This window comes from Pectobacterium jejuense, assembly GCF_026800125.1.
In the GTDB taxonomy this organism is placed as follows: domain Bacteria; phylum Pseudomonadota; class Gammaproteobacteria; order Enterobacterales; family Enterobacteriaceae; genus Pectobacterium; species Pectobacterium jejuense.
In genome coordinates, this window is record NZ_JAPQKX010000004.1 from 208,623 (window position 1) to 229,554 (window position 20,932).

Consider the following 20,932-nt stretch of genomic DNA (forward strand, 5'->3'; position numbering starts at 1 on the left):
GTACGAGTGGATCGGCAATATACGCAATACAACACGCTATTTACGGGGATATTTTTTCCACTCTTGGATGGGGTCTTTGACATGCAGCTAAAACCGGAAAGTCGTTTTTCATATCATCATTTCCCACACAGCAAGGTGTATCGCGCCCTGCTGGTGACCGGGTTACTGGCACTGCCTGCACTCGCACAGGCAGAAAACGCGGAAGATGAAAAAATCGTCGTGACAGCAACACAGACGAAACACACTACGCTAAGCGCCCCCGCCAGCGTTTCTGTCATCACCCGCGCCGAGCTGGAAAAGATGTCGGTGAATAACGTTTCCGACGCGGTGAAAAAGCTGCCGGGCATTAACATCAATCCCTCTACCAGCTATGGCCGTAACGAAATCAAAATCCGTGGCATGAAATCAGACTACACGTTGTTGCTCATCAATGGCCGCCGGGTAAATTCCCGTGATGCACTTGCGGGCAACATGGGGAACGATTTCGACCTAAGTGCGATTCCTATCTCCGCTATCGAACGTGTCGAAGTCATCCGTGGCCCGATGTCTTCGCTGTACGGTGCCGATGCGTTAGGCGGCGTTGTTAACGTAATTCTGAAACAACCAGGTAACGACCTCAAAGGTGACATTGGCTATAACTTTGAAGCACCAACAGAAGGTTCCGGCGGCGATCATAACCGTCTGAACGGTTATATCAGCGGTCCACTGATAGAGAATACGTTACTGGGAAGCCTGCTGGCCGATGGCGGAAAACGTGACGCATGGAAAACGGAACAGTCGATCAATCAGAATACTGATGCGCTGGAAAAACGTGACAATTACAACGTAATAGGAAACCTGACGTGGCTGCTTGATTCTCAACAGAGTCTGGATTTTGACGTAACATATACCAAAGACGACCGTGATGTACGTTGGAATAACTATGGTGCTGCGGTGCGTAACATCCAAAAAATGGAACGACTGGGGCTGGGGTTAACGCACAACGGCAGTTGGGATAACGCCGATACGCGTCTGCGCTACTTCTATGAAAATGTGGAATTGATGGATAATTCCCAGCTCAATAATGGCAAAGCAGATATTACGCAGGACAACCACACCGTTGACGGACAAGTCTCTGGTTATCTGGGCGACCATTTACTGACCGGTGGAGGAGAATACCGTCTGACTTCACTAAAACACAGCATGAATCTACCCAACGGCACCATTGACGTGAGTCAGGGAGCACTCTTCCTGCAAGATGAATTCAAACTCGCCGATCTGGCATTAACCTTCGGCGGACGTGTCGATAAACATGAGACGTACGGTACAGAATTCAGCCCACGCGCTTATGCTACCTATAGTCTAACTGACAACTGGGTGGTAAAAGGCGGCGTCAGCAAAGCGTTTAAAGCACCTTCCATTGCGCAATCATCGGAATCTTATGCCATCGCGGCCTGCCGTGGCCGTTGCCAGACGGTAGGTAACCCAGACCTGAAGCCTGAAACGTCAATCAGCTATGAAATTGGCACCGCTTATGAAGCCGAACGCTTTGGCGCGGGCGTTACGCTATTTAATAACGATATTAAAGACATGATTCAGGTCCAAACCTGGGACAGAGTCGCGACACGCCTCACTTATGAAAACGTCAACAAAGCACGGATTCAGGGGATTGAAACCTCATTCTGGGTCGATGTGACAGATGACTTGAACTGGACAACCAACTGGACCATCGTCGATGCCGAAGACCGCACCACCAAAATGCGCTTGAAGCAAACACCGAAAAATACGGTTAACACACAGTTGAGCTGGCAGGCACTGGATAATTTATCAACCTATATTTCTTACCAGTACACGGGCAATCAGTATCTGTTTGATAAAGAAGTCAGTAAGACACGCGGCTTTAATACCGTGGATATCGGTGCAACCTATACGCCAATTAAAAACGTAGACCTGAAGCTGGGCCTCACGAACCTGACTAACGAAAAACGGGATTACGTCGCTACCAACAACGACTACTTCCTGTCTGGACGTACGGTGTACGGCGGCGTGAGCTATAAGTTCTGATGAATGACTCTAGCCCGCTAACGCGGGCTTCAGACCGTTGACAAACCTATTTGCCGAATGAAAACGGGTGTAACGGAATAGAAGAGTAAAGCGTTTGCGCCAGGGATGGCGCAATCCGAGCTTACATGGACGTACTTGTAGCGTCTTTACGGATCTATCCGTTACTCCCGCTCAACGGTCTTTGTAAGCAATCTCAGCCCGCTAACGCGGGCTTTTTTAGCAGCAGAGAAATGTAGTGACGTCGTACTCTCTTAACAGATACGCGCCTTTAAAACGGCGTCCGGCGTAAAACGTCGGAGTGAGATCCGTCAGCAGTTCCAGCTCGAACTCGCGTTTGGTGATATCCAGCGCCACCAGTCTGGCATCCAGAAAATCGAAATAGTGCCGGACCTGCGGGTAAAGCGCCTTAAACAGGCTCTCCTTCGCCGAGAAGCTGATCGTCAGCAAGCAGCTAAATGCCTCATCCCGCTCCTGAAACCATTGGAATTCTTCGTCGCCAATGATGCCGGGCCACAGCGACTGCGCACGCTCGTCAGACATAAATCCTTCGATATCCACCCCCACGCACGATAGCGCATCGCTCCGTAAATGGGCGGCGCAGAGTACGCTGTCTTTGTTATGGCTCAGCGAACCGGCAATATTACCCGGCCACTGCGGCGAGCGGTCTTCCCCGCTATGCAGAACAAAATCAGGGTGTTCCAGCTTGTTCAACACGTGTTTGGCCACACAGCGTCCGGCCAGAAATTCGGCGCGTCGTTTCGGTACGGCGCGCTCTAGCGCGTCGGAGAAAGGAATGTTCGCCTCGGCAAAAAGCGCGTCGTTGTAGGCAGACAAATGAAAATGGCAGCGAGCAGTAATACCTGGGTAGGCGGCACCGTCCGTTGCCCGTGGAAAAGTAATCCATTCAACATCGTCAATAAAAGCAGAAAGCATGTTGCTCCACTCAGGCAAGCATATCGCACCCGCATTCGGTAAATGCTACATCGGCCACGTTTAACCCCTAAAAAATGTAGGGGTTAAACGAACAATGGGCGACTTTCGCCGCCCATCATCTCGCTACTGCAAGAATGCCTGGTTACATTTACAGGGCCAGGAAGAACCCTGCGATGCAGGCGCTCATCAGGTTCGAAAGCGTACCTGCCGCAACCGCTTTCAAACCAAAGCGGGCAATATCCTGACGCCGAGTCGGTGCCATACTGCCCAAACCTCCAATAAGGATAGCAATAGACGAAAGGTTAGCAAAGCCGCACAGCGCGAACGAAATCACAGCTTTGGTATGATCCGACAGAACCTGCAAACCCGCGGCCTGCACCACATCATCCGCTTTCAGATATTCACTGAAATTCATGTAAGCAACGAACTCGTTGACGATCAGCTTCTGCCCAATGAACGAGCCCGCCACGGTTGCCTCACTCCACGGAATACCAATCAGGAACGCGACAGGCGCAAAGCACCAGCCCAGAATCAGTTCCAGTGACAGCTGCGGGTAATCAAACCAGCCGCCGATGCCGCCCAGAATACCGTTCAACACGGCGATCAAGGCGATAAACGCCAGCAGCATCGCCCCCACATTCAGCGCCAGCTGCATACCAGAAGCCGCACCGCTTGCCGCGGCATCAATGACGTTAGCCGGACGATCGTCTTCATCGACAAAACCAACCATCTCATCATGGTCGTGCGTTTTTTCCGTTTCCGGCACCATCAGTTTGGCGAACAGTAACCCGCCCGGTGCAGCCATAAAGGATGCCGCAATCAGGTATTCCAACGGCACGCCCATCTGGGCATAACCCGCCATCACCGCACCTGCAATCGACGCCAACCCGCCACACATTACCGCAAACAGCTCTGACTGCGTCATGTTGGCAATATACGGACGGACCACCAGCGGCGCTTCCGTTTGGCCAACAAAGATATTGGCCGTCGCAGAGAGGGATTCAGTACGGGAGGTTCCCAGCAGTTTCTGCAATCCGCCACCGAGTACCTTGATGACCAACTGCATAATGCCCATGTAGTACAACACAGCGATAAGGGAAGAGAAAAAGACGATAATCGGCAATACGCGGAGTGCGAAAACAAACCCGCCACCGCCAAATACTTCGAACATTTTGTCGGAGACCAAACCGCCAAACATGAACGAAACGCCTTGATTTCCGTAGGCGATAACGTTTGCTACACCGCCCGTCAAACCTTCAAGAACCTTGCGGCCTACTGGTACATACAGCACCAGTGCACCAATACCGATCTGAAGAATGAAAGCACCGGCTACGGTGCGCAATCTGATAGCTTTACGGTTATTGGACAGCATAACCGCGCACAGTATCAGAACAATCATGCCGATGAGACTCATAACGAGTTGCATGTGCAGTTCCCTATAACGCGTGAAAAAAGTGAGAGCATAATAAAAATCGTTTCGCCAGAACGGTAAGCACGCGCTGGCGAGCCGATTATAAAGACAGGCCCGTAAAGGTCGCTAATTTATGTCACAAATACATACAACATCGAACAGTCAAAAATACCGAAAAGTGATCTTCATCACAATTTTATGGTTGGTATATGAAATCGGAATGACTGTTCTGTCAGCTGTTGCACAGAAATAAGAGAAAAGCGGAAGCAAAGATTCTTCCACTTGGGGGGAATAGCAGTGGTGTAACGGGTAGCGACGTAACACTCTCGGCGTTACGTTGGGGTAAGCCGTCCAAACAGTCTGAATGAATTCTGCCACAGCGCCTCAGCGATCTCTTCAGGCGGTTCTGCACGTAACTCACACAGCGTTTGAAACGCGCACGAAATACGCTCGGGTCGGTTTGGCTGTCCCTGATAGCCACTCATCGGCATATCGGGCGCGTCGGTTTCCAGCAGCAGCCGATCTAACGGCAACTGCGCGATCGCCTGACGCGTTTTATTCGCTCTGTCATAGGTAATAGTTCCCCCGACACCGATGTAATAGCCCAGCCGGATAAAGGCTTGCGCCTGCGCCAGGCTGCCTGCAAACCCGTGAACCACGCCAGTACGCGGCACGTCGATACGACGGAGCAACTGCGCGAGCCTGTCGTGGCTGCGCCGCGAATGCAGGATCGTCGGGAGATCGTATTTTTTCGCCAGCCGAAGCTGAGCCTCAAGAAAGGTAAGCTGCCGCTCAAACTGCGGTTCCGGCATATAGAGATCCAACCCAATCTCCCCCACCGCAACCAGCGTGACAGGTAGCTGGCGCAGTTCCTCTTCCAGACGGAGCAGGTCGCTTTCCTGATGTTCGGCGATATAAAGCGGGTGAAGGCCCAGTGCAGCGTAAAGTGGAGAGTAGGTGCGAGCGAGCGTCAACACGCGCTCAAAATGCTGAGAGGCCACAGCCGGAATAATAATGCGCTCAACCCCAGCGTCTTGCGCCAGTCGCAAACTTTCCGGTGCATCATCATAAAATAGGGGGAAATCGAAATGACAGTGGGTATCGATAAAGCGGTGTCGTTCAGAAAGCACGTTGCTTCTCTCCGTCAAGATTAGTCACGTCAAGATGAGGCGACCTAATCTACGCCCAAGTACTATCCTGCCAAAGCCTCATGGCAGAATCGGACTGGTCGTTGCGGTATAGCCTCAGTGTAACGTGGTTTTCTCTGAGGATACCTCTTCGTGTGCTTTTCCGTAACCCTCTTGCAAGACGCCGGACAGGTAATCATTACTCCCTTCCAGCCAGGCGCAGTCGCTGTCAAACCAATCGGCCCACAGCGCCAGGAAATTCCCTTTCCACTGCTTCCATTTGCCAACAACGATATCGCTATTCATCATAACCCTCCTGATAAACTGTCGAAATGCAGCAAATACGCGAGTAGTGTCAGTAAAAGATAGTATGCCAATAGAAGATAGTGTGCCGGTAAAATGTGACAGCCGCGTGGCGCGGCTGTGTGCTCTGTATTACATTTCTTTCTATGGAGAAAGAATGAAAGGATGTGCTGTGCTACGGCCGTTTCCGACCCGCGAACAAGCTAACCAGAAACAGAATAATACCAACTACAAAGACGATTTTCGCCGCGCCAGCTGCTGTACCGGCCAATCCGCCGAAACCCAGTGCCGCCGCGATCAGTGCGATAACTAAAAATATAATGCCCCAACGAAACATACGCTCTCCTTACCAGACAAAATGGAAAATCATGGTGGTCATCCTGACGCGATTCTTACGTCCTGACTGCGTATCCACAGATGGTGTTTTATTATGCGGATTAGGTAGGGTTATCCGCTATCACGGATAACCCTGTGTGAAATGGTTATTTAACTGTCAGGTCGTTCTTGACGCTTTTCACACCGTCAGCGGCCTTCGCAATACTTTCAGCCCGGTCTGACTGTGCTTTGCTGTCCACCTCGCCGCTCAGTTGCACAACGCCAGCCTGCGTTTCGACTTTCACTTTACGGGACGGAACAATATCATCTGCCAGCAGTTTGGCTTTAATCGTGCTGGTAATCACAGCATCATCGGCATAAGCGCCAACCGATTGTGATTGGGAATCTTTCACCTGCAGTTTATCGCTGACGGACTGAACGCCCTCAACCTGCGTAGCGATTTGCACCGCACGGGTGCTCAATTCCTGACTACCAACAAAGCCGCTCAGCGTGACGACGCCATTTGATGTTTCAACGGAAATGTCGCTGCTGGTAATCGATTTATCTTCCAGCAACGCACTCTTCACTTTTGCTGTGATAGCGCTGTCATTGACGTAGCCAGAGGCTTTATTGGCGGAACTATCGATTTTTGCACCAGTTGTGTCCGCGATACGTTCTACTTTCTGCCCTAACGTTTCCTCAGCCATGGCACCGCCAGCCAGAATCGAACCCAGAGCAACTACGATCAGCGATTGTGTCAGTTTGGTCTTTTTCATCGATGTCTTCCTTCTTATGTTCTTCTATAAACCCGAAATAACCGATTTGGGTCACGTTAACGCCTGCACCGTCATCAGCAAATCAAGGTGATAATGACGTTATCAACACTCCGATGATTTCCTCTGCTTACATAAAAAAACCAGAGTATTGAATTGCAAAGACGAAACAAATCAAAATAATGAACCAACTTAAATTGCACCAACAGTTGAACAAGCTAAATCAGTTAACACGCTGTTAACTATAGCCTACAGAATGGAAAATCACAGGGGAGCAAGGGAATATGCGCAGCAATTCAGATTTGTCTGTTGCACTAAAGCGAGAAGTCACAGCAGGAAAAAAATCAGGGTAATGCATTGTTTTTTAACATATTTAAAAATAAAAACACCCGGCATTTTTGGCCCAAAGCCAAGCATAACCGGGTGATGATTATTTTAACAATGTGGTCACGATTTAAACGCCACAGTCACGATGATTCTCATGAAACCGTCGCGCAACCGATCAAAATTAATGCTCGCGCGTTTGGTGGAACGTCACTTCTGGATAGCGTTCCCGCGTCAGGTTCAGGTTCACCATCGTCGGTGCCACATAGGCCAGATTATCACCGCCATCCAGCGCCAGATGCAGTTCGTTCTTACGCTTAAACTCTTCGAATTTCTTCACATCGCTGCACTCAACCCAGCGTGCGGTAGAAACGTTAACCGATTCGTAAATCGCCTCAACGTTGTATTCCGTTTTCAGACGAGCAACGACCACGTCAAACTGCAGCACACCGACGGCACCCACGATAAGGTCGTTGTTGGTCAATGGACGGAAGACCTGCACTGCGCCTTCTTCAGACAGCTGTACCAGCCCTTTCAGCAGCTGTTTCTGCTTGAGCGGATCGCGCAGGCGGATACGACGGAACAGTTCCGGCGCAAAGTTAGGGATACCGGTGAATTTCATATCTTCACCCTGTGTAAACGTATCGCCAATCTGGATAGTGCCGTGGTTGTGTAACCCGATGATATCGCCGGGGTAGGCTTCTTCAATGTGGGAACGGTCGCCCGCCATAAAGGTCAGCGCATCTGAAATCACTACGTCTTTGCCCGTACGCACCTGACGCAGCTTCATGCTCTTTTCATATCTTCCGGACACCACGCGCATAAACGCCACGCGGTCACGGTGTTTCGGGTCCATGTTGGCCTGAATCTTGAACACAAAGCCGGTGAATTTCTCTTCCGCCGCCGTCACTTCACGGGTATCCGTTTTACGCGGCATCGGCGCAGGGGCCCAGGCGACTAAGCCGTCCAGCATATGGTCAACGCCGAAGTTACCCAGCGCCGTACCAAAGAAGACAGGCGTCAGCTCACCTGCCAGAAACGCGTCCAGCTCAAATTCGTGCGATGCGCCTTGCACCAGTTCCAGCTCTTCACGCAGTTGCGCAGCCAGCTCTTCGCCAACAGCGGTATCCAGTTCCGGGTTGTTCAGCCCTTTAACGATGCGCACTTCCTGAATCGTATGGCCTTTACCGGTCTGATACAGATAGGTTTCGTCTTTATAAAGGTGGTACACGCCTTTGAACAATTTGCCACAGCCAATCGGCCAGGTAATTGGCGCACAGGCAATCTTAAGCTCGCTCTCGACTTCATCCAGCACTTCCATTGGATCGCGGATGTCACGGTCAAGTTTGTTCATGAACGTCAGAATCGGGGTGTCGCGCAGACGGGTGACTTCCATCAGCTTACGCGTACGATCTTCGACGCCTTTGGCGGCGTCGATCACCATCAGGCAGCAGTCCACCGCCGTCAGCGTACGATAGGTATCTTCGGAGAAGTCTTCGTGCCCTGGGGTATCGAGCAGATTCACCAGACATTCGCGGTAGGGAAACTGCATCACGGACGTGGTGATGGAGATACCACGCTGCTTTTCCATCTCCATCCAGTCGGATTTCGCATGCTGGTTCGAACCACGCCCTTTTACCGTACCGGCAGTCTGGATCGCCTGTCCGAACAGCAGGACCTTTTCGGTAATCGTGGTTTTACCGGCATCGGGGTGAGAAATGATAGCGAACGTTCTTCTTTTGGAGACTTCGCGGGCGTATTCACTTGGAGACATGATTTTCAGGTTTCTTTTGTTAGCCACCCGGCGTCAGCATCAAGTCAACAACACACCGATGTCAGATCGTCAGGCAAAGCGGAAATAAACTATAGCCGAGCATTTTCCCTGATTTAACGTGCAGACACAATCGGTGATGGCATAAACAGCGCGGAGACATCGTGCCCGCCGTCACCGTTCTGATACCGCCGTCAACAATTACGCCATAAATCATTTATAAAGTTATCATTTATCTTTGCCGATAATATTTGGGTCAATATTTAACCACATGATCGCACTTAAGGAGAGAGTATGAGCTTGTCTGTAAATAATACGGGTTATGGCAATTCTCAGGCCCAAAGCACCGCGACATCATCGAACACGGCACGTTCCACGACAACAGAACCCACCACGGCCAGCGGCGACATCACACGCATCATCGATCCGATTACCGGGAAAACGGCGCTCACCTTTCCCAGCAATATAACAATCTCTGCGGAAGCGATGGCACGGTTGAAAGAAAATGCTGGCAAGCCCCTGCATCCTAGCCTGACCAAGATAGATGAAAATGCGCAGCGGACAGAGGCACAAGCCCTACATCTCGCACGACAAAGAAATGCCATGGAACCCACCTTGGGCATCAATCTATCTGTTAATCACGTCGAGACCAACAAAATGGCGCTCGAAGACTGGTCAAATCACCTCAAAGAAGACAGCGGCATCAGTAAAGAAGAGTTTGTCGGTCTGGTGAATCAGGCGCTGTCGAGACCGTCCGACGTGAGATTATGGAACTACACCACCGATAGCATGGAAATCACCATAAAAGCGGCAAAGCTGGAAGAACTGAAAAACCGCTATGTGGATAGCAGCACGCAACCGAAAGCCGATAAGGATATTCAGGACTTCATCCAGTACCAGTCTGATGCGCTAAGTAATGTGGAAAAACATATTCTGCAAGATGAGTATCAGCGCAGCGTCGATGCGGGAGACACTGATAAGGCGAATGCGACTTTCCAGGAACTACAGAAAAACGCGGAAGGCACGTCAGCCACGCAGGTTCAACGCCAGCAAATCTTTTCTCTGGCTGCATCAAACGACAACGACGCCATGTTCAGCAATTTTCGTAACTATATTTCCGTTACTGCATCCGATCGCTACACCAAAAGCGAATACACCTCGATACTCAATCAATTCCATAGCCACTGGTTGGAGTTTCAACTGTCATTGAAATAACTCGCATCGTCCTCCGTACAAACAAAGCGTTTGTACGGGGCGGCCGTTCGTGTGTCAGAGGCTTTTCTCTTCCCCGTCTTTTTTCACTACCGAACCGCTGTCTGGCTGCGTGTCATTTTCGGTCTCATCTTCTTCTTTCACTGGCGTACTTGCAGTAAGAAGATAAGGCGACTGCTGCCAGCGGGTACGGCGATTCTGCAAGAGCGTGCGGGTCAGGATGATGCCGATAGCCAGTGAAAGCAAAATCATCAGACGCAGAATATTGGTAGTGTTATCGACCTGTCTGGCTTCGGTCGCCAGCACATGGGTATCTAAGGTAATCCGCAGGAAGCCGATCGGCCCTTCTTTTCCCTCAATCGGCTGAACCAACTGATGGTTAAAGTAGCTACCGACCCGATTGCCGTCCAGCGCCAGCCTGTCTCTCAGTTGCACCTGTTCACCGATATGCGCTACCAGCGAGCCGTCCTGCTGATACACACCGGCATCCAGAATGCGGCTGTGATCGGTAAGCTGTTTGAGGATGGTATTAATTTTTTGACTATTATCATCCACGCTGCCCATCAGCGGAGAAAGGCTGTAAGCCACCTGTCTGGAGAGCGTACGCGCCAGATCTTCAACCTGTTCAGATCGCGCCATCTGGTGGCTCAAACTGAAATAGGACGCACCTTGCATTAATACCACTAGCAGAGCGAGGCAAATCAGCACAATTGCCGTGCGGTGTAGACGAAATTTCACCCGGGCGCGAACCATGATAATCCTTACACGATTTGGATACTTTCATGTTGCCAGAAGCGCCGACGATAGGATAGCTTGTTGCCCAGTTTTTGGAGGGATATGTTTGGTCGACGCCGCATCCTTCTTTATCGCACGACTTATCGCACTACTGCCAGCAGAGGATTTACCCCATGTCGAATAGTCTGACCTATCGTGATCTCCCTGATGAGATCAACTGTTGGCCGGGACTGCCACTATCATTAAGCGGTGACGAAGTGATGCCGCTTGACTACCGCGCTGGCGACACAGGCTGGCTGATCTACAGCGACGTCCTCGATAAAAACCTGATTTCCCGCTACCAGCGTAAGCTGGGGAGCGCGATGGTGATCGTGAGCGCCTGGAACGTGGGCGATTATCAGGTCGTGCGTTTAGCTGGCACGCTGACGCCGCGCGCAACCAAGCTGGCCCACGAACTGGGCATCGATGTCGCGGCCATGCGTAACGCGCCAACGCTGCGTTCGCCGGGTTTACTGGTGATGGACATGGATTCCACTGCGATTCAGATCGAATGTATTGATGAAATCGCCAAACTGGCGGGCACAGGCGAGCTGGTGGCTGAAGTCACCGAACGCGCCATGCGCGGCGAGCTGGATTTCGCTGACAGCCTGCGCCAGCGCGTAGGGACATTAAAAGGTGCCGACGCCAATATCTTACAGACGGTGCGTAAAACGCTGCCACTGATGCCGGGCCTGCGTAATATGGTTAGCCAGCTTCAGGAAGCAGGCTGGCACGTCGCGATTGCATCGGGCGGGTTTACCTACTTTGCCGACTATTTACGTGATGAATTAGGTCTTGTCGCCGCCGTTGCCAACGAATTAGGCATGCAAGACGGCAAGCTGACCGGCGATGTCATCGGCACGATTGTCGATGCAAAATATAAAGCGACCACGCTGCAACAGCTGGCGGAAAAGCTGGAAATTCCAATGCATCAGACCGTTGCGATTGGCGACGGCGCGAACGATCTGCCGATGATCAAGGCAGCCAGCTTAGGCATTGCCTATCACGCCAAACCGAAGGTCAATGAGCAGTCTGCGGTAACCATCCGTCATGCCGATCTGACTGGCGTGCTGTGCATTCTCAGCGGCAGTATGAGACACGAAAAGCGTTAATCAGTTGGAGGTGAGACGTGGCAAAAGCCATCAAACGGGCGTTTGTATGTAATGAATGCGGGGCTGATTACCCGCGCTGGCAAGGACAGTGCAGCGCCTGCCATGCCTGGAACACCATTACCGAAGTCCGTCTGGCCTCGGCGTCAGTATCACGTTCCGACCGTCTCACCGGCTATGCGGGCGAAAGCGCTGGCGTCAGCCGGGTACAAAAGCTCTCGGAAATCAGTCTTGAAGCTCTGCCGCGCTTTTCTACCGGCTTTCAGGAGTTTGATCGCGTTCTGGGCGGCGGTGTCGTCCCCGGCAGTGCGATTCTGATCGGCGGTAACCCCGGAGCGGGTAAAAGTACCTTACTGCTGCAAACGCTCTGCAAGCTTTCAGAGAACATGAAAACCCTATACGTCACCGGTGAAGAATCACTACAGCAAGTGGCTATGCGGGCGCATCGTCTCAACCTGCCGACCCAGAATCTCAATATGCTGTCGGAAACCAGCATTGAACAGATTTGCCTGATCGCCGAACAGGAACAGCCGAAGCTGATGGTGATCGACTCCATTCAGGTCATGCATCTCGCTGATATTCAATCGTCTCCCGGCAGCGTGGCGCAGGTGCGTGAAACTGCCGCCTACCTGACGCGCTTCGCCAAAACGCGCGGTGTTGCTATCGTGATGGTCGGCCACGTCACCAAAGATGGCTCACTCGCTGGGCCAAAAGTATTGGAACACTGTATCGACTGCTCCGTGCTGCTGGATGGCGATGCCGATTCCCGCTTCCGCACCCTGCGCAGCCATAAAAACCGTTTCGGTGCCGTTAACGAGCTGGGCGTGTTCGCGATGACGGAACAGGGTCTACGCGAGATCAGCAATCCGTCGGCAATTTTCCTCAGCCGCGGGGACGAAATCACGTCCGGCAGTTCGGTCATGGTGGTGTGGGAAGGTACCCGTCCGCTGCTGGTCGAGATTCAGGCGCTGGTGGATCAGTCGATGATGGCCAACCCGCGTCGCGTGGCGGTCGGATTGGAGCAAAACCGATTAGCCATCCTGCTGGCGGTATTACATCGCCACGGCGGCTTGCAGATGTCCGATCAGGATGTATTCGTGAATGTCGTCGGCGGCGTTAAAGTCACCGAAACCAGCGCCGACCTGGCGCTGCTGCTATCGCTGGTCTCCAGCTTCCGCGATCGCCCACTGCCACAGGATCTTGTCATCTTCGGTGAAGTCGGTCTGGCGGGCGAAATCCGTCCGGTTCCGAGCGGACAAGAACGGATTACCGAAGCCGCCAAGCACGGCTTCAAACGCGCCATCGTTCCTCATGCCAATATGCCGAAGAAAGTCCCTGCCAGCATGCAGGTGTTCGGCGTGAAAAAGCTGGCCGACGCGCTGGCGATCCTCGACGATCTCTAAACGGACCACAGAAGGCCATCCGCCCCTTCCATCCTGAGCTAAACAGGGGATGAAAGCGTAGCGGATGTTGCCCTGTTCTGTGGTATTTTGTTTAGTAAGCTAAACAAGAGTGCTGCACCATGTCATCATTTGATTACCTGAAATCCGCCATCCGGCAGAAGGGTTGCACCCTACAGCAGGTTGCCGACGCGACCGATATGACCAAAGGCTATCTCAGTCAATTACTTAATGCCAAAATCAAAAGCCCTAGTGCCCAGAAGCTGGAAGCGCTGCATCGCTTTCTTGAACTGGAATTCCCGCGCCACGAAAAGAGCATTGGTGTCGTCTTCGGCAAGTTCTATCCGCTACACACTGGCCACATTTACCTGATCCAGCGAGCCTGTAGCCAGGTCGATGAACTGCATGTGATTTTAGGTTACGACGAACCACGTGACCGCCTGCTGTTTGAGAACAGCTCGATGTCACAGCAGCCTACCGTCAGCGACCGCCTGCGTTGGCTATTGCAGACCTTTAAATATCAGAAAAATATTCATATTCACGCCTTCAATGAGCAAGGAATGGAGCCTTACCCGCACGGCTGGGATGTGTGGAGTAAAGGAATTCAGGCGTTTATGCAGGAAAAAAGCATCACGCCGAATTTCGTCTACACCAGCGAAGAACAGGATGCCGCGCAGTACCGTGAGCAACTGGGCATTGAGGCCGTCCTGATCGACCCGCAGCGCTCCTTTATGAACATCAGTGGTTCGCAGATTCGTCACGATCCCTTCCGCTACTGGGACTATATCCCGACCGAAGTGAAGCCGTTCTTTGTGCGTACCGTTGCCATTCTTGGCGGCGAATCCAGCGGTAAATCCACGCTGGTGAACAAATTGGCGAATATCTTCAACACCACCAGCGCCTGGGAATATGGCCGCGATTACGTGTTCTCCCATCTGGGCGGTGACGAGATGGCGTTGCAGTATTCCGACTACGACAAGATAGCGCTAGGTCAGGCACAGTACATTGATTTTGCAGTGAAATATGCCAATAAAGTAGCCTTTATCGACACCGATTTCGTCACCACGCAGGCGTTCTGCAAGAAATATGAGGGCCGTGAGCACCCGTTCGTTCAGGCGCTGATCGACGAATACCGATTCGATCTGGTGATTTTGCTGGAAAACAACACGCCGTGGGTTGCCGACGGGCTGCGCAGTTTAGGCAGCACCACCGCCCGTTCGGAGTTCCAGGATCTGCTGAAAACGATGCTGGCTAACAATAATATCCCGTACGTTTACATCAAAGAGTCGGACTACGATTCGCGCTTCCTGCACTGTGTGGAATTGGTACAACAGATGTTGGGCCACGATCGCTCGCCTGAACCGCTCAAAAGTTAGCGCGTGTTCCACTGCCAATGGCGGGAGGGGGTAATGATTTCCGGCAGCGGAATATCCCAGCTTTCCACTGGCAGTGCGTCAACCTGCTGACAATCGTGGGCCAGACCGATCGGGTAAGGCCCACGCGATATCTGGTTGCGATACTGCAACGTACGGTCGTAAAACCCGCCCCCCATACCAAGCCGCTGTCCCAGATGATCAAACGCCACCAGCGGCGTCAGCAAGACGTCTAACTGCGGTAACGGCAGCACCTGACGCACATCCAAACGCGGTTCCATAATCTTCAGACGATTGCGTACCAACTCGGTGTCTGGCGCATAGCGCAGGAACAGCAGATGCCCGGTGCGAAACGGATGCAGAACCGGCAAATACACGCGTTTCTGCTGCTGCCACAGCTGTTGAATCAGCGGGGTTGTATCCAGCTCGCCATCAAATGATAGAAATACCGCTACGCTATCTGCCCGTATGATTTTCGGATGCGCCATGACGCGCTCACACGCCTGTTGCGCAAAACGCGACTGCTGCTCTGACGTCAGTAAACGTCGATTCTGCCGCACAGCCTGACGAATTTGCTGACGCGATGCTGCTGTAGAGGAGAGTGACGTATCAGGAAATGCCGATGAAGATGAATCAGAAGATGACATGGGCCGCATTCGCCACGGGACAAGAATGATAAAAGAAAGGGAATCTCCGAGATGCCGCCGCAGGCTGTAACCCTTGAACCCTTGGTTCAAGGTGAACATAACGTCGCAGTCTTAAGGCTTCTCGGACGAACCGAGCGTGCTCACCAACCGCAGAGCATTACATTCTGTTGGTATGAAATATCGGCTCAGGGGACTGGCCCGCTGACAAACATCTCAGAGAAATTTTATTCGTTACTCGCGATAAACCTTAGCACGTCTTATCGCGTAAAAACACCGTACTTTTGTCAAAATACGACGTTATTCAAATTGTGCACCCTGACGCTCGGTGATCTTGCCCTGCTCCAGCAACGCCTGTTCGATGGTCTGCTGTAACATACGAATACGCTGTTCCATATTCGACGCATAATCACGCGTCTTACCCCGTTCCTGCGCCAGCTCATGGCACACGTTCAGCGCGGCAATAAACACCAGTTGCTCAGTGTTTGTGACTCTAGTGCGAACTTTAAGATCTTGCAACCGCTGGTTAAGATCTTCCGCAGCCTGATTCAACGCATCCTGTTGTTCTGGCGGGCAATTCACTCTTAACGAACGGCCAAAAATCTGAATATCTACTGGTTGTGCAGACATACCACCTTCCTGCCTTTTGTCGTTCTTGCGCCCGCGTGCCGCATAGCATGAGCATTACCCGTTACATCGGGATCGTTAAAGCGGGCGCAACTATATATAGCTGAGATCTAAGATACAAGCCCTTTCTGGTATCGAAAGGGAGCTTGGTGGTAGCATAGCACGAACCAATCCAGCCAACGATGACGAATCCGCATGTCTATAGAGAATACGTTTCCCGCCTATGAAGGCCTTGACCAACTGCTTCACCAACAGCAAGTCGCGCTGACCGCAGCAGAAATGCACGGTTTGATCAGTGGGATGCTGTGTGGTGGAAACCATGACGACAGTTGGAGAACGCTGGTTTTTGAACTGACTAATGAAGGCATGGCGTTTACCCAAACGCTGTCACAGCCGCTTCAGGACCTATACCAGGCCACGCGTGAAGCGCTGGAAGATGATGGTTTTCTGTTCCAGCTTTTCCTGCCGGACGATTCGCTGGAGAGCGTGAGCGTTTTCGATCGCGCCGACGCGCTGGCAGGCTGGGTTAACCACTTCCTGCTTGGGCTGGGCGTGGCTCAACCGCAGTTGAACAAAGCCAAAGGTGAGCTGAAAGAAGCCATCGAAGATTTACGCAACATAGCACAGCTTGGCTACGACGAAGATGAAGATCAGGAAGAGCTGGAGCAATCGCTGGAAGAAGTGATTGAGTATGTTCGCGTTTCTGCCATTTTGTGCCATACCGAGTTTACCAGCCAGCGCGTTGTGACTGCGCCCGAGCAGCAAAAACCGACGCTGCATTGATTTTTATGCAAGGCGGAAAGGAAAGGTAACCGCACGGACTACTTTCAGGAGCAGGTGATGAATCCACAAGAATTTCTTCGTCGTCGTCAGGTACTGTTGGAAAAAATGGCACCGGGCAGCGCGGCGATTATTTTTTCTGCGCCGGAAGCGCAGCGCAATGCCGACAGTGACTATCCTTATCGTCAAAATAGCGATTTCTGGTATTTCACTGGCTTCAACGAACCGGAAGCCGTGCTGTTGCTGGTAAAAAGCGATGCCAAACATCACCACAGCGTGATCTTCAACCGCGTACGCGATCTGACAGCCGAAATCTGGTTTGGTCGTCGTCTCGGCCAGGAAGCAGCACCCGCCAAACTCGGTGTTGACCGCGCCCTGCCGTTTGGCGAAATCGGCGCACAGCTGCATCTCTTATTGAATGGGCTGGACGTGGTGTACCACGCGCAAGGGCAGTACGATTATGCCGACAAGCTGGTCTTCTCCGCGCTCGACACCTTACGCAACGGCACCCGTCAGGGCTTTGCTGCCCCTGCGACGCTGACCGACTGGCGCCCGTGGGTGCATGAAATGCGCCTGTTTAAATCACCAGAAGAAATCAGCGTAATGCGCCGCGCCTGTGAAATTACCGCGCTGGCCCACACTCGCGCTATGCAGAAATGTCGCCCCGGCATGTATGAATATCAGCTTGAAGGCGAAATTCACCACGAATTTACCCGTCACGGTGCGCGCTATCCTTCTTACAACACCATCGTCGGCAGCGGTGACAACGCCTGCATCCTGCATTACACCGAAAATGAAACGCAAATGCGCGACGGCGATCTGGTGCTGATTGACGCCGGCTGTGAATACAAAAGCTATGCTGGCGATATTACCCGCACCTTCCCTGTCAACGGCAAGTTTACCGCGCCGCAGCGTGCTATTTACGACATCGTGCTGCGCTCACAGCTGCGGGCGCTGGAACTGTTTGGTCCAGGTCGCAGCATCCGTGAAGTGAACGAAGAAGTGGTGCGCATCATGGTCAGCGGGCTTATCAAGCTCGGCGTGCTGAAAGGTGAAGTGGAAGAGTTGATTGCCGAGCAGGCACATCGCCAGTTCTTCATGCACGGCCTCAGCCACTGGCTGGGTCTGGACGTGCATGACGTGGGTGATTACGGCACCACCGATCGGGGTCGTCCGCTGGAACCGGGTATGGTACTGACCATCGAGCCAGGTCTTTACATCGCACCCGATGCCAAAGTGCCACAGCAGTACCGGGGAATCGGCGTACGTATCGAAGATAACATCGTGATCACCGAAAACGGCAATGAAAACCTGACGGCTGGCGTAATCAAAGACGCTGATGCCATCGAAGCGCTCATGGCGCAACGGCATGATACACAACACTAAGCCGTCCTTTCAAAGGACAATAGCATAATTGCAAAGGACAACAGCATGGCGGTCATGATTGTCGGTGGCGGGATGGCGGGCGCAACGCTGGCGCTGGCAATATCGCGGCTTTCGCAGGGCGCAATCCCGGTTGACCTGATCGAGGCACACTCGCCGCTCGACAAGGAACATCCGGGTTTTGACGCACGCGCCCTCGCGCTGTCTGATGGCACACGTCAGCAGCTAGCAGCGCTGGGCATCTGGCAAGCGCTGTCGGGTAATGCAACGGCGATAACCGACATTCACGTCAGCGAACGCGGCCATGCCAGCGTGGTGAACCTGAAAGCCTCGGACTATCACGTTCAGGCATTAGGCCATGTGGTTGAACTGCACGACGTCGGACAACGCCTGTTTTCCCTGCTGCAACAGGCACCGGGCGTTCGCCTGCATTGCCCAGCCAAAGTCGTTGCCGTCACGCGGACGCAGGATAACGCAACGCTAACGCTGGACGACGGTACCGAACTAACGGGTCAGCTACTGGTCGCCGCCGACGGTTCGCGATCCATGCTGTCGCAGTCCTGCGGCATTCAATGGCAGCAGCATGATTATGATCAGATCGCGACGATAGCCAATGTGACAACTGCCGAACCCCATCGCGGCCGCGCGTTCGAGCGATTTACCCCGCACGGCCCGCTGGCGCTTTTGCCGATGAGCAACGGGCGCTGCTCGCTCGTCTGGTGCCATGATAAACACCGTCAACATGAGGTCGATGGGTGGAGCGAAGCCGAATTTCGCCAGCAACTACAGCTGGCTTTTGGCTGGCGTCTGGGGCAGTTCACCCATATCGGCGAACGCCACAGCTACCCGCTGCGCTTACTCACGGCCAGCCAGCATATTAGCCATCGACTGGCACTGGTGGGTAATGCGGCACAAACGCTGCACCCGATTGCCGGACAGGGCTTTAATCTGGGGATTCGCGATGTGATGTCGCTGGCAGAAACCCTCGTCGACGCGGCAAAAAACCAGCAGGATATCGGCCAGTACACGGTACTCAACCGCTATCAACAGCGGCGCACGCCTGACCAACACTCCACGGTGGCGATCACCGATGGGCTGGTCAGGCTGTTCGCTAACCGCTATGCCGCGCTGACCGTCAGCCGCAATCTGGGACTGATCGCCATGAATAACCTGCCGCTGATGCGCGACGCCTTTGCTCGTCGCACGCTAGGCTGGGTAGAACGTTAATTAAGCTCGCCAACAGGAAAAGACGGAAATGCAATCATTCGACGTGGTTATTGCCGGTGGCGGTATGGTCGGTCTGGCGCTAGCCTGCGGCTTACAGGGCAGCGGCCTGCGTATCGCCGTGCTGGAGAAACAGACGGCCGAACCTCAACCGCTCGGGAAAGACCATGCCCTGCGCGTCTCTGCCATCAATGCCGCCAGCGAATGTCTTTTGCGCCATATCGGCGTCTGGGAAAATCTCGTGGCGCAACGCGTCAGCCCTTACAACGATATGCAGGTATGGGACAAAGACAGCTTTGGCAAAATCAGTTTTAGCGGTGAAGAATTCGGCTTTTCCCACCTTGGACATATCATTGAAAACCCGGTGATTCAGCAGGTGCTGTGGCAACGCGCCGCCCAGTTAAGCGACATCACCCTGCTCTCCCCCGCATCATTAAAACAGGTCGCCTGGGGCGAGAACGAAGCCTTCATTACGTTGCAAGACGACAGCATGCTGACCGCCCGGCTGGTAGTCGGTGCGGACGGCGCCCATTCGTGGCTGCGTCAGCATGCGGATATTCCACTGACCTTTTGGGACTACGGCCATCACGCGCTGGTCGCCAATATTCGAACTGAACACCCACATCAGTCCGTTGCGCGTCAGACGTTTCACGGCGACGGTATTCTGGCGTTCTTGCCGCTGGACGAACCTCACCTTTGTTCGATTGTCTGGTCGCTTTCACCGGAACAGGCCCAGGCGATGCAGAGCTTGCCTGCCGAAGAATTCAATCGTCAGGTCGCTATTGCCTTTGATATGCGCTTGGGGCTGTGTGAACTGGAAAGCGAACGCCAGACTTTCCCACTGACCGGACGCTACGCTCGCAGCTTCGCGGCACACCGGCTGGTGCTGGTCGGCGACGCAGCGCACACCATTCATCCGCTGGCGGGGCAAGGTGTCAACCTTGGTTTCATGGATGTCGCCGAACTGATTGCGGAAGTGAAGCGCTTACAGGCGCAGGGCAAAGACATCGGCCAGCACCTTTATCTGCGACGCTATGAACGCCGCCGCAAACACAGCGCTGCGGTGATGCTCGCCAGTATGCAGGGGTTCCGCGAACTGTTTGACGGTGACAATCCGGCGAAAAAGCTGCTGCGTGATGTCGGTCTGGTGCTAGCGGACAAACTGCCCGGCATTAAACCTACGCTGGTACGTCAGGCAATGGGATTACACGATCTGCCAGACTGGCTTAGCGTCGGGAAATAATAAAACCAGAATAGATAATAAAGCTCGCCGCTTAAGCGGCGAGTTATCAATAACGCTTTCTTTTTAATTAAAGCACTAATTTACTTAGCCATCCCCCTTGTTATTTAATCGACCAAGATATTTTTATTTATATAATAAATTTATCATCAAAACATAATTAGCA

Annotated in this window: 19 protein-coding genes and 1 other RNA gene; 9 read left to right on the forward strand and 11 right to left on the reverse strand. The window is 52.8% G+C overall.

Going from position 1 to position 20,932, the window contains the following annotated elements; all coding sequences use genetic code 11:
• The first annotated feature begins 81 nt into the window (after positions 1–81).
• Positions 82–2,043 carry a TonB-dependent receptor domain-containing protein gene (locus tag NXT09_RS09455; RefSeq protein WP_268579509.1) on the forward strand — a complete coding sequence of 654 codons (1,962 nt, stop codon included), beginning with the start codon at positions 82–84 and terminating at the stop codon, positions 2,041–2,043.
• Positions 2,044–2,259: 216 nt separating this feature from the next.
• On the opposite strand, the gene NXT09_RS09460 is transcribed toward NXT09_RS09455, so the two are convergent.
• The 7 genes from NXT09_RS09460 to prfC all read right to left on the reverse strand — a co-directional run bounded on the left by NXT09_RS09460 (position 2,260) and on the right by prfC (position 9,003).
• The gene (locus tag NXT09_RS09460; protein ID WP_268579510.1) at positions 2,260–2,976 is read right to left on the reverse strand and encodes a 4'-phosphopantetheinyl transferase family protein; all 717 of its coding nucleotides are present in this window, start codon (positions 2,974–2,976) and stop codon (positions 2,260–2,262) included.
• Between the two features lie 148 nt (positions 2,977–3,124).
• Complete coding sequence (locus NXT09_RS09465) at positions 3,125–4,402, reverse strand: NupC/NupG family nucleoside CNT transporter (RefSeq protein ID WP_039304533.1); 1,278 nt, start codon at positions 4,400–4,402, stop codon at positions 3,125–3,127.
• A gap of 317 nt (positions 4,403–4,719) precedes the next feature.
• Entirely contained in the window at positions 4,720–5,517 is a 798-nt protein-coding gene (locus NXT09_RS09470; RefSeq protein WP_268579511.1) for a TatD family hydrolase, read from the reverse strand.
• 114 nt (positions 5,518–5,631) lie between these two features.
• Positions 5,632–5,820, reverse strand: coding sequence for a CsbD family protein (locus NXT09_RS09475; protein ID WP_010284712.1), 189 nt, complete (start codon positions 5,818–5,820; stop codon positions 5,632–5,634).
• 172 nt (positions 5,821–5,992) lie between these two features.
• Positions 5,993–6,154 (reverse strand): DUF1328 domain-containing protein, encoded by a 162-nt coding sequence (locus NXT09_RS09480; protein WP_009114573.1) that lies wholly within the window; start codon positions 6,152–6,154, stop codon positions 5,993–5,995.
• A 145-nt stretch (positions 6,155–6,299) separates the two neighbouring features.
• The gene (gene osmY, locus NXT09_RS09485; protein WP_205553839.1) at positions 6,300–6,908 is read right to left on the reverse strand and encodes a molecular chaperone OsmY; all 609 of its coding nucleotides are present in this window, start codon (positions 6,906–6,908) and stop codon (positions 6,300–6,302) included.
• A gap of 505 nt (positions 6,909–7,413) precedes the next feature.
• Positions 7,414–9,003 carry a peptide chain release factor 3 gene (prfC, locus tag NXT09_RS09490; protein WP_240584431.1) on the reverse strand — a complete coding sequence of 530 codons (1,590 nt, stop codon included), beginning with the start codon at positions 9,001–9,003 and terminating at the stop codon, positions 7,414–7,416.
• A 291-nt stretch (positions 9,004–9,294) separates the two neighbouring features.
• Between prfC and NXT09_RS09495 the strand changes: the two genes are divergently transcribed.
• Positions 9,295–10,215, forward strand: coding sequence for a hypothetical protein (locus NXT09_RS09495; protein WP_268579513.1), 921 nt, complete (start codon positions 9,295–9,297; stop codon positions 10,213–10,215).
• Positions 10,216–10,269: 54 nt separating this feature from the next.
• Here the strand turns inward: NXT09_RS09495 and NXT09_RS09500 are convergent, their stop codons facing one another.
• A complete protein-coding gene (locus NXT09_RS09500) occupies positions 10,270–10,965 on the reverse strand; it encodes a YtjB family periplasmic protein (RefSeq protein WP_268579514.1) in 696 nt (231 codons plus the stop codon).
• Between the two features lie 155 nt (positions 10,966–11,120).
• Between NXT09_RS09500 and serB the strand changes: the two genes are divergently transcribed.
• The 3 genes from serB to nadR all read left to right on the forward strand — a co-directional run bounded on the left by serB (position 11,121) and on the right by nadR (position 14,871).
• Positions 11,121–12,098 carry a phosphoserine phosphatase gene (gene serB / locus NXT09_RS09505; RefSeq protein WP_039282511.1) on the forward strand — a complete coding sequence of 326 codons (978 nt, stop codon included), beginning with the start codon at positions 11,121–11,123 and terminating at the stop codon, positions 12,096–12,098.
• Positions 12,099–12,115: 17 nt separating this feature from the next.
• Positions 12,116–13,498, forward strand: a complete 1,383-nt coding sequence (gene radA, locus NXT09_RS09510; protein WP_268579515.1) for a DNA repair protein RadA — start codon at positions 12,116–12,118, stop codon at positions 13,496–13,498.
• A gap of 119 nt (positions 13,499–13,617) precedes the next feature.
• Positions 13,618–14,871 (forward strand): multifunctional transcriptional regulator/nicotinamide-nucleotide adenylyltransferase/ribosylnicotinamide kinase NadR, encoded by a 1,254-nt coding sequence (nadR, locus tag NXT09_RS09515; RefSeq protein WP_268579516.1) that lies wholly within the window; start codon positions 13,618–13,620, stop codon positions 14,869–14,871.
• Here nadR and NXT09_RS09520 read toward each other — a convergent pair.
• The 3 genes from NXT09_RS09520 to zapA all read right to left on the reverse strand — a co-directional run bounded on the left by NXT09_RS09520 (position 14,868) and on the right by zapA (position 16,142).
• The gene (locus NXT09_RS09520) at positions 14,868–15,515 is read right to left on the reverse strand and encodes a 5-formyltetrahydrofolate cyclo-ligase (protein WP_268579517.1); all 648 of its coding nucleotides are present in this window, start codon (positions 15,513–15,515) and stop codon (positions 14,868–14,870) included. The two genes, nadR and NXT09_RS09520, sit on opposite strands and share 4 nt — an antisense overlap.
• Before the next feature lie 39 nt (positions 15,516–15,554).
• A non-coding RNA gene (gene ssrS / locus NXT09_RS09525) (6S RNA) lies at positions 15,555–15,738 on the reverse strand.
• Between the two features lie 74 nt (positions 15,739–15,812).
• The gene (gene zapA / locus NXT09_RS09530) at positions 15,813–16,142 is read right to left on the reverse strand and encodes a cell division protein ZapA (protein ID WP_010284667.1); all 330 of its coding nucleotides are present in this window, start codon (positions 16,140–16,142) and stop codon (positions 15,813–15,815) included.
• Between the two features lie 192 nt (positions 16,143–16,334).
• Between zapA and NXT09_RS09535 the strand changes: the two genes are divergently transcribed.
• From NXT09_RS09535 to ubiI, 4 genes are read left to right on the forward strand one after another with little or no spacing between them, the layout of a single operon-like run.
• A complete protein-coding gene (locus tag NXT09_RS09535) occupies positions 16,335–16,922 on the forward strand; it encodes a YecA/YgfB family protein (protein ID WP_205553850.1) in 588 nt (195 codons plus the stop codon).
• A 57-nt stretch (positions 16,923–16,979) separates the two neighbouring features.
• Positions 16,980–18,305, forward strand: coding sequence for a Xaa-Pro aminopeptidase (pepP, locus tag NXT09_RS09540; RefSeq protein ID WP_268579518.1), 1,326 nt, complete (start codon positions 16,980–16,982; stop codon positions 18,303–18,305).
• Positions 18,306–18,350: 45 nt separating this feature from the next.
• Entirely contained in the window at positions 18,351–19,529 is a 1,179-nt protein-coding gene (gene ubiH, locus NXT09_RS09545) for a 2-octaprenyl-6-methoxyphenyl hydroxylase (RefSeq protein ID WP_268579519.1), read from the forward strand.
• A 28-nt stretch (positions 19,530–19,557) separates the two neighbouring features.
• Positions 19,558–20,769 carry an FAD-dependent 2-octaprenylphenol hydroxylase gene (gene ubiI, locus NXT09_RS09550; protein WP_268579520.1) on the forward strand — a complete coding sequence of 404 codons (1,212 nt, stop codon included), beginning with the start codon at positions 19,558–19,560 and terminating at the stop codon, positions 20,767–20,769.
• Positions 20,770–20,932 lie beyond the last annotated feature (163 nt).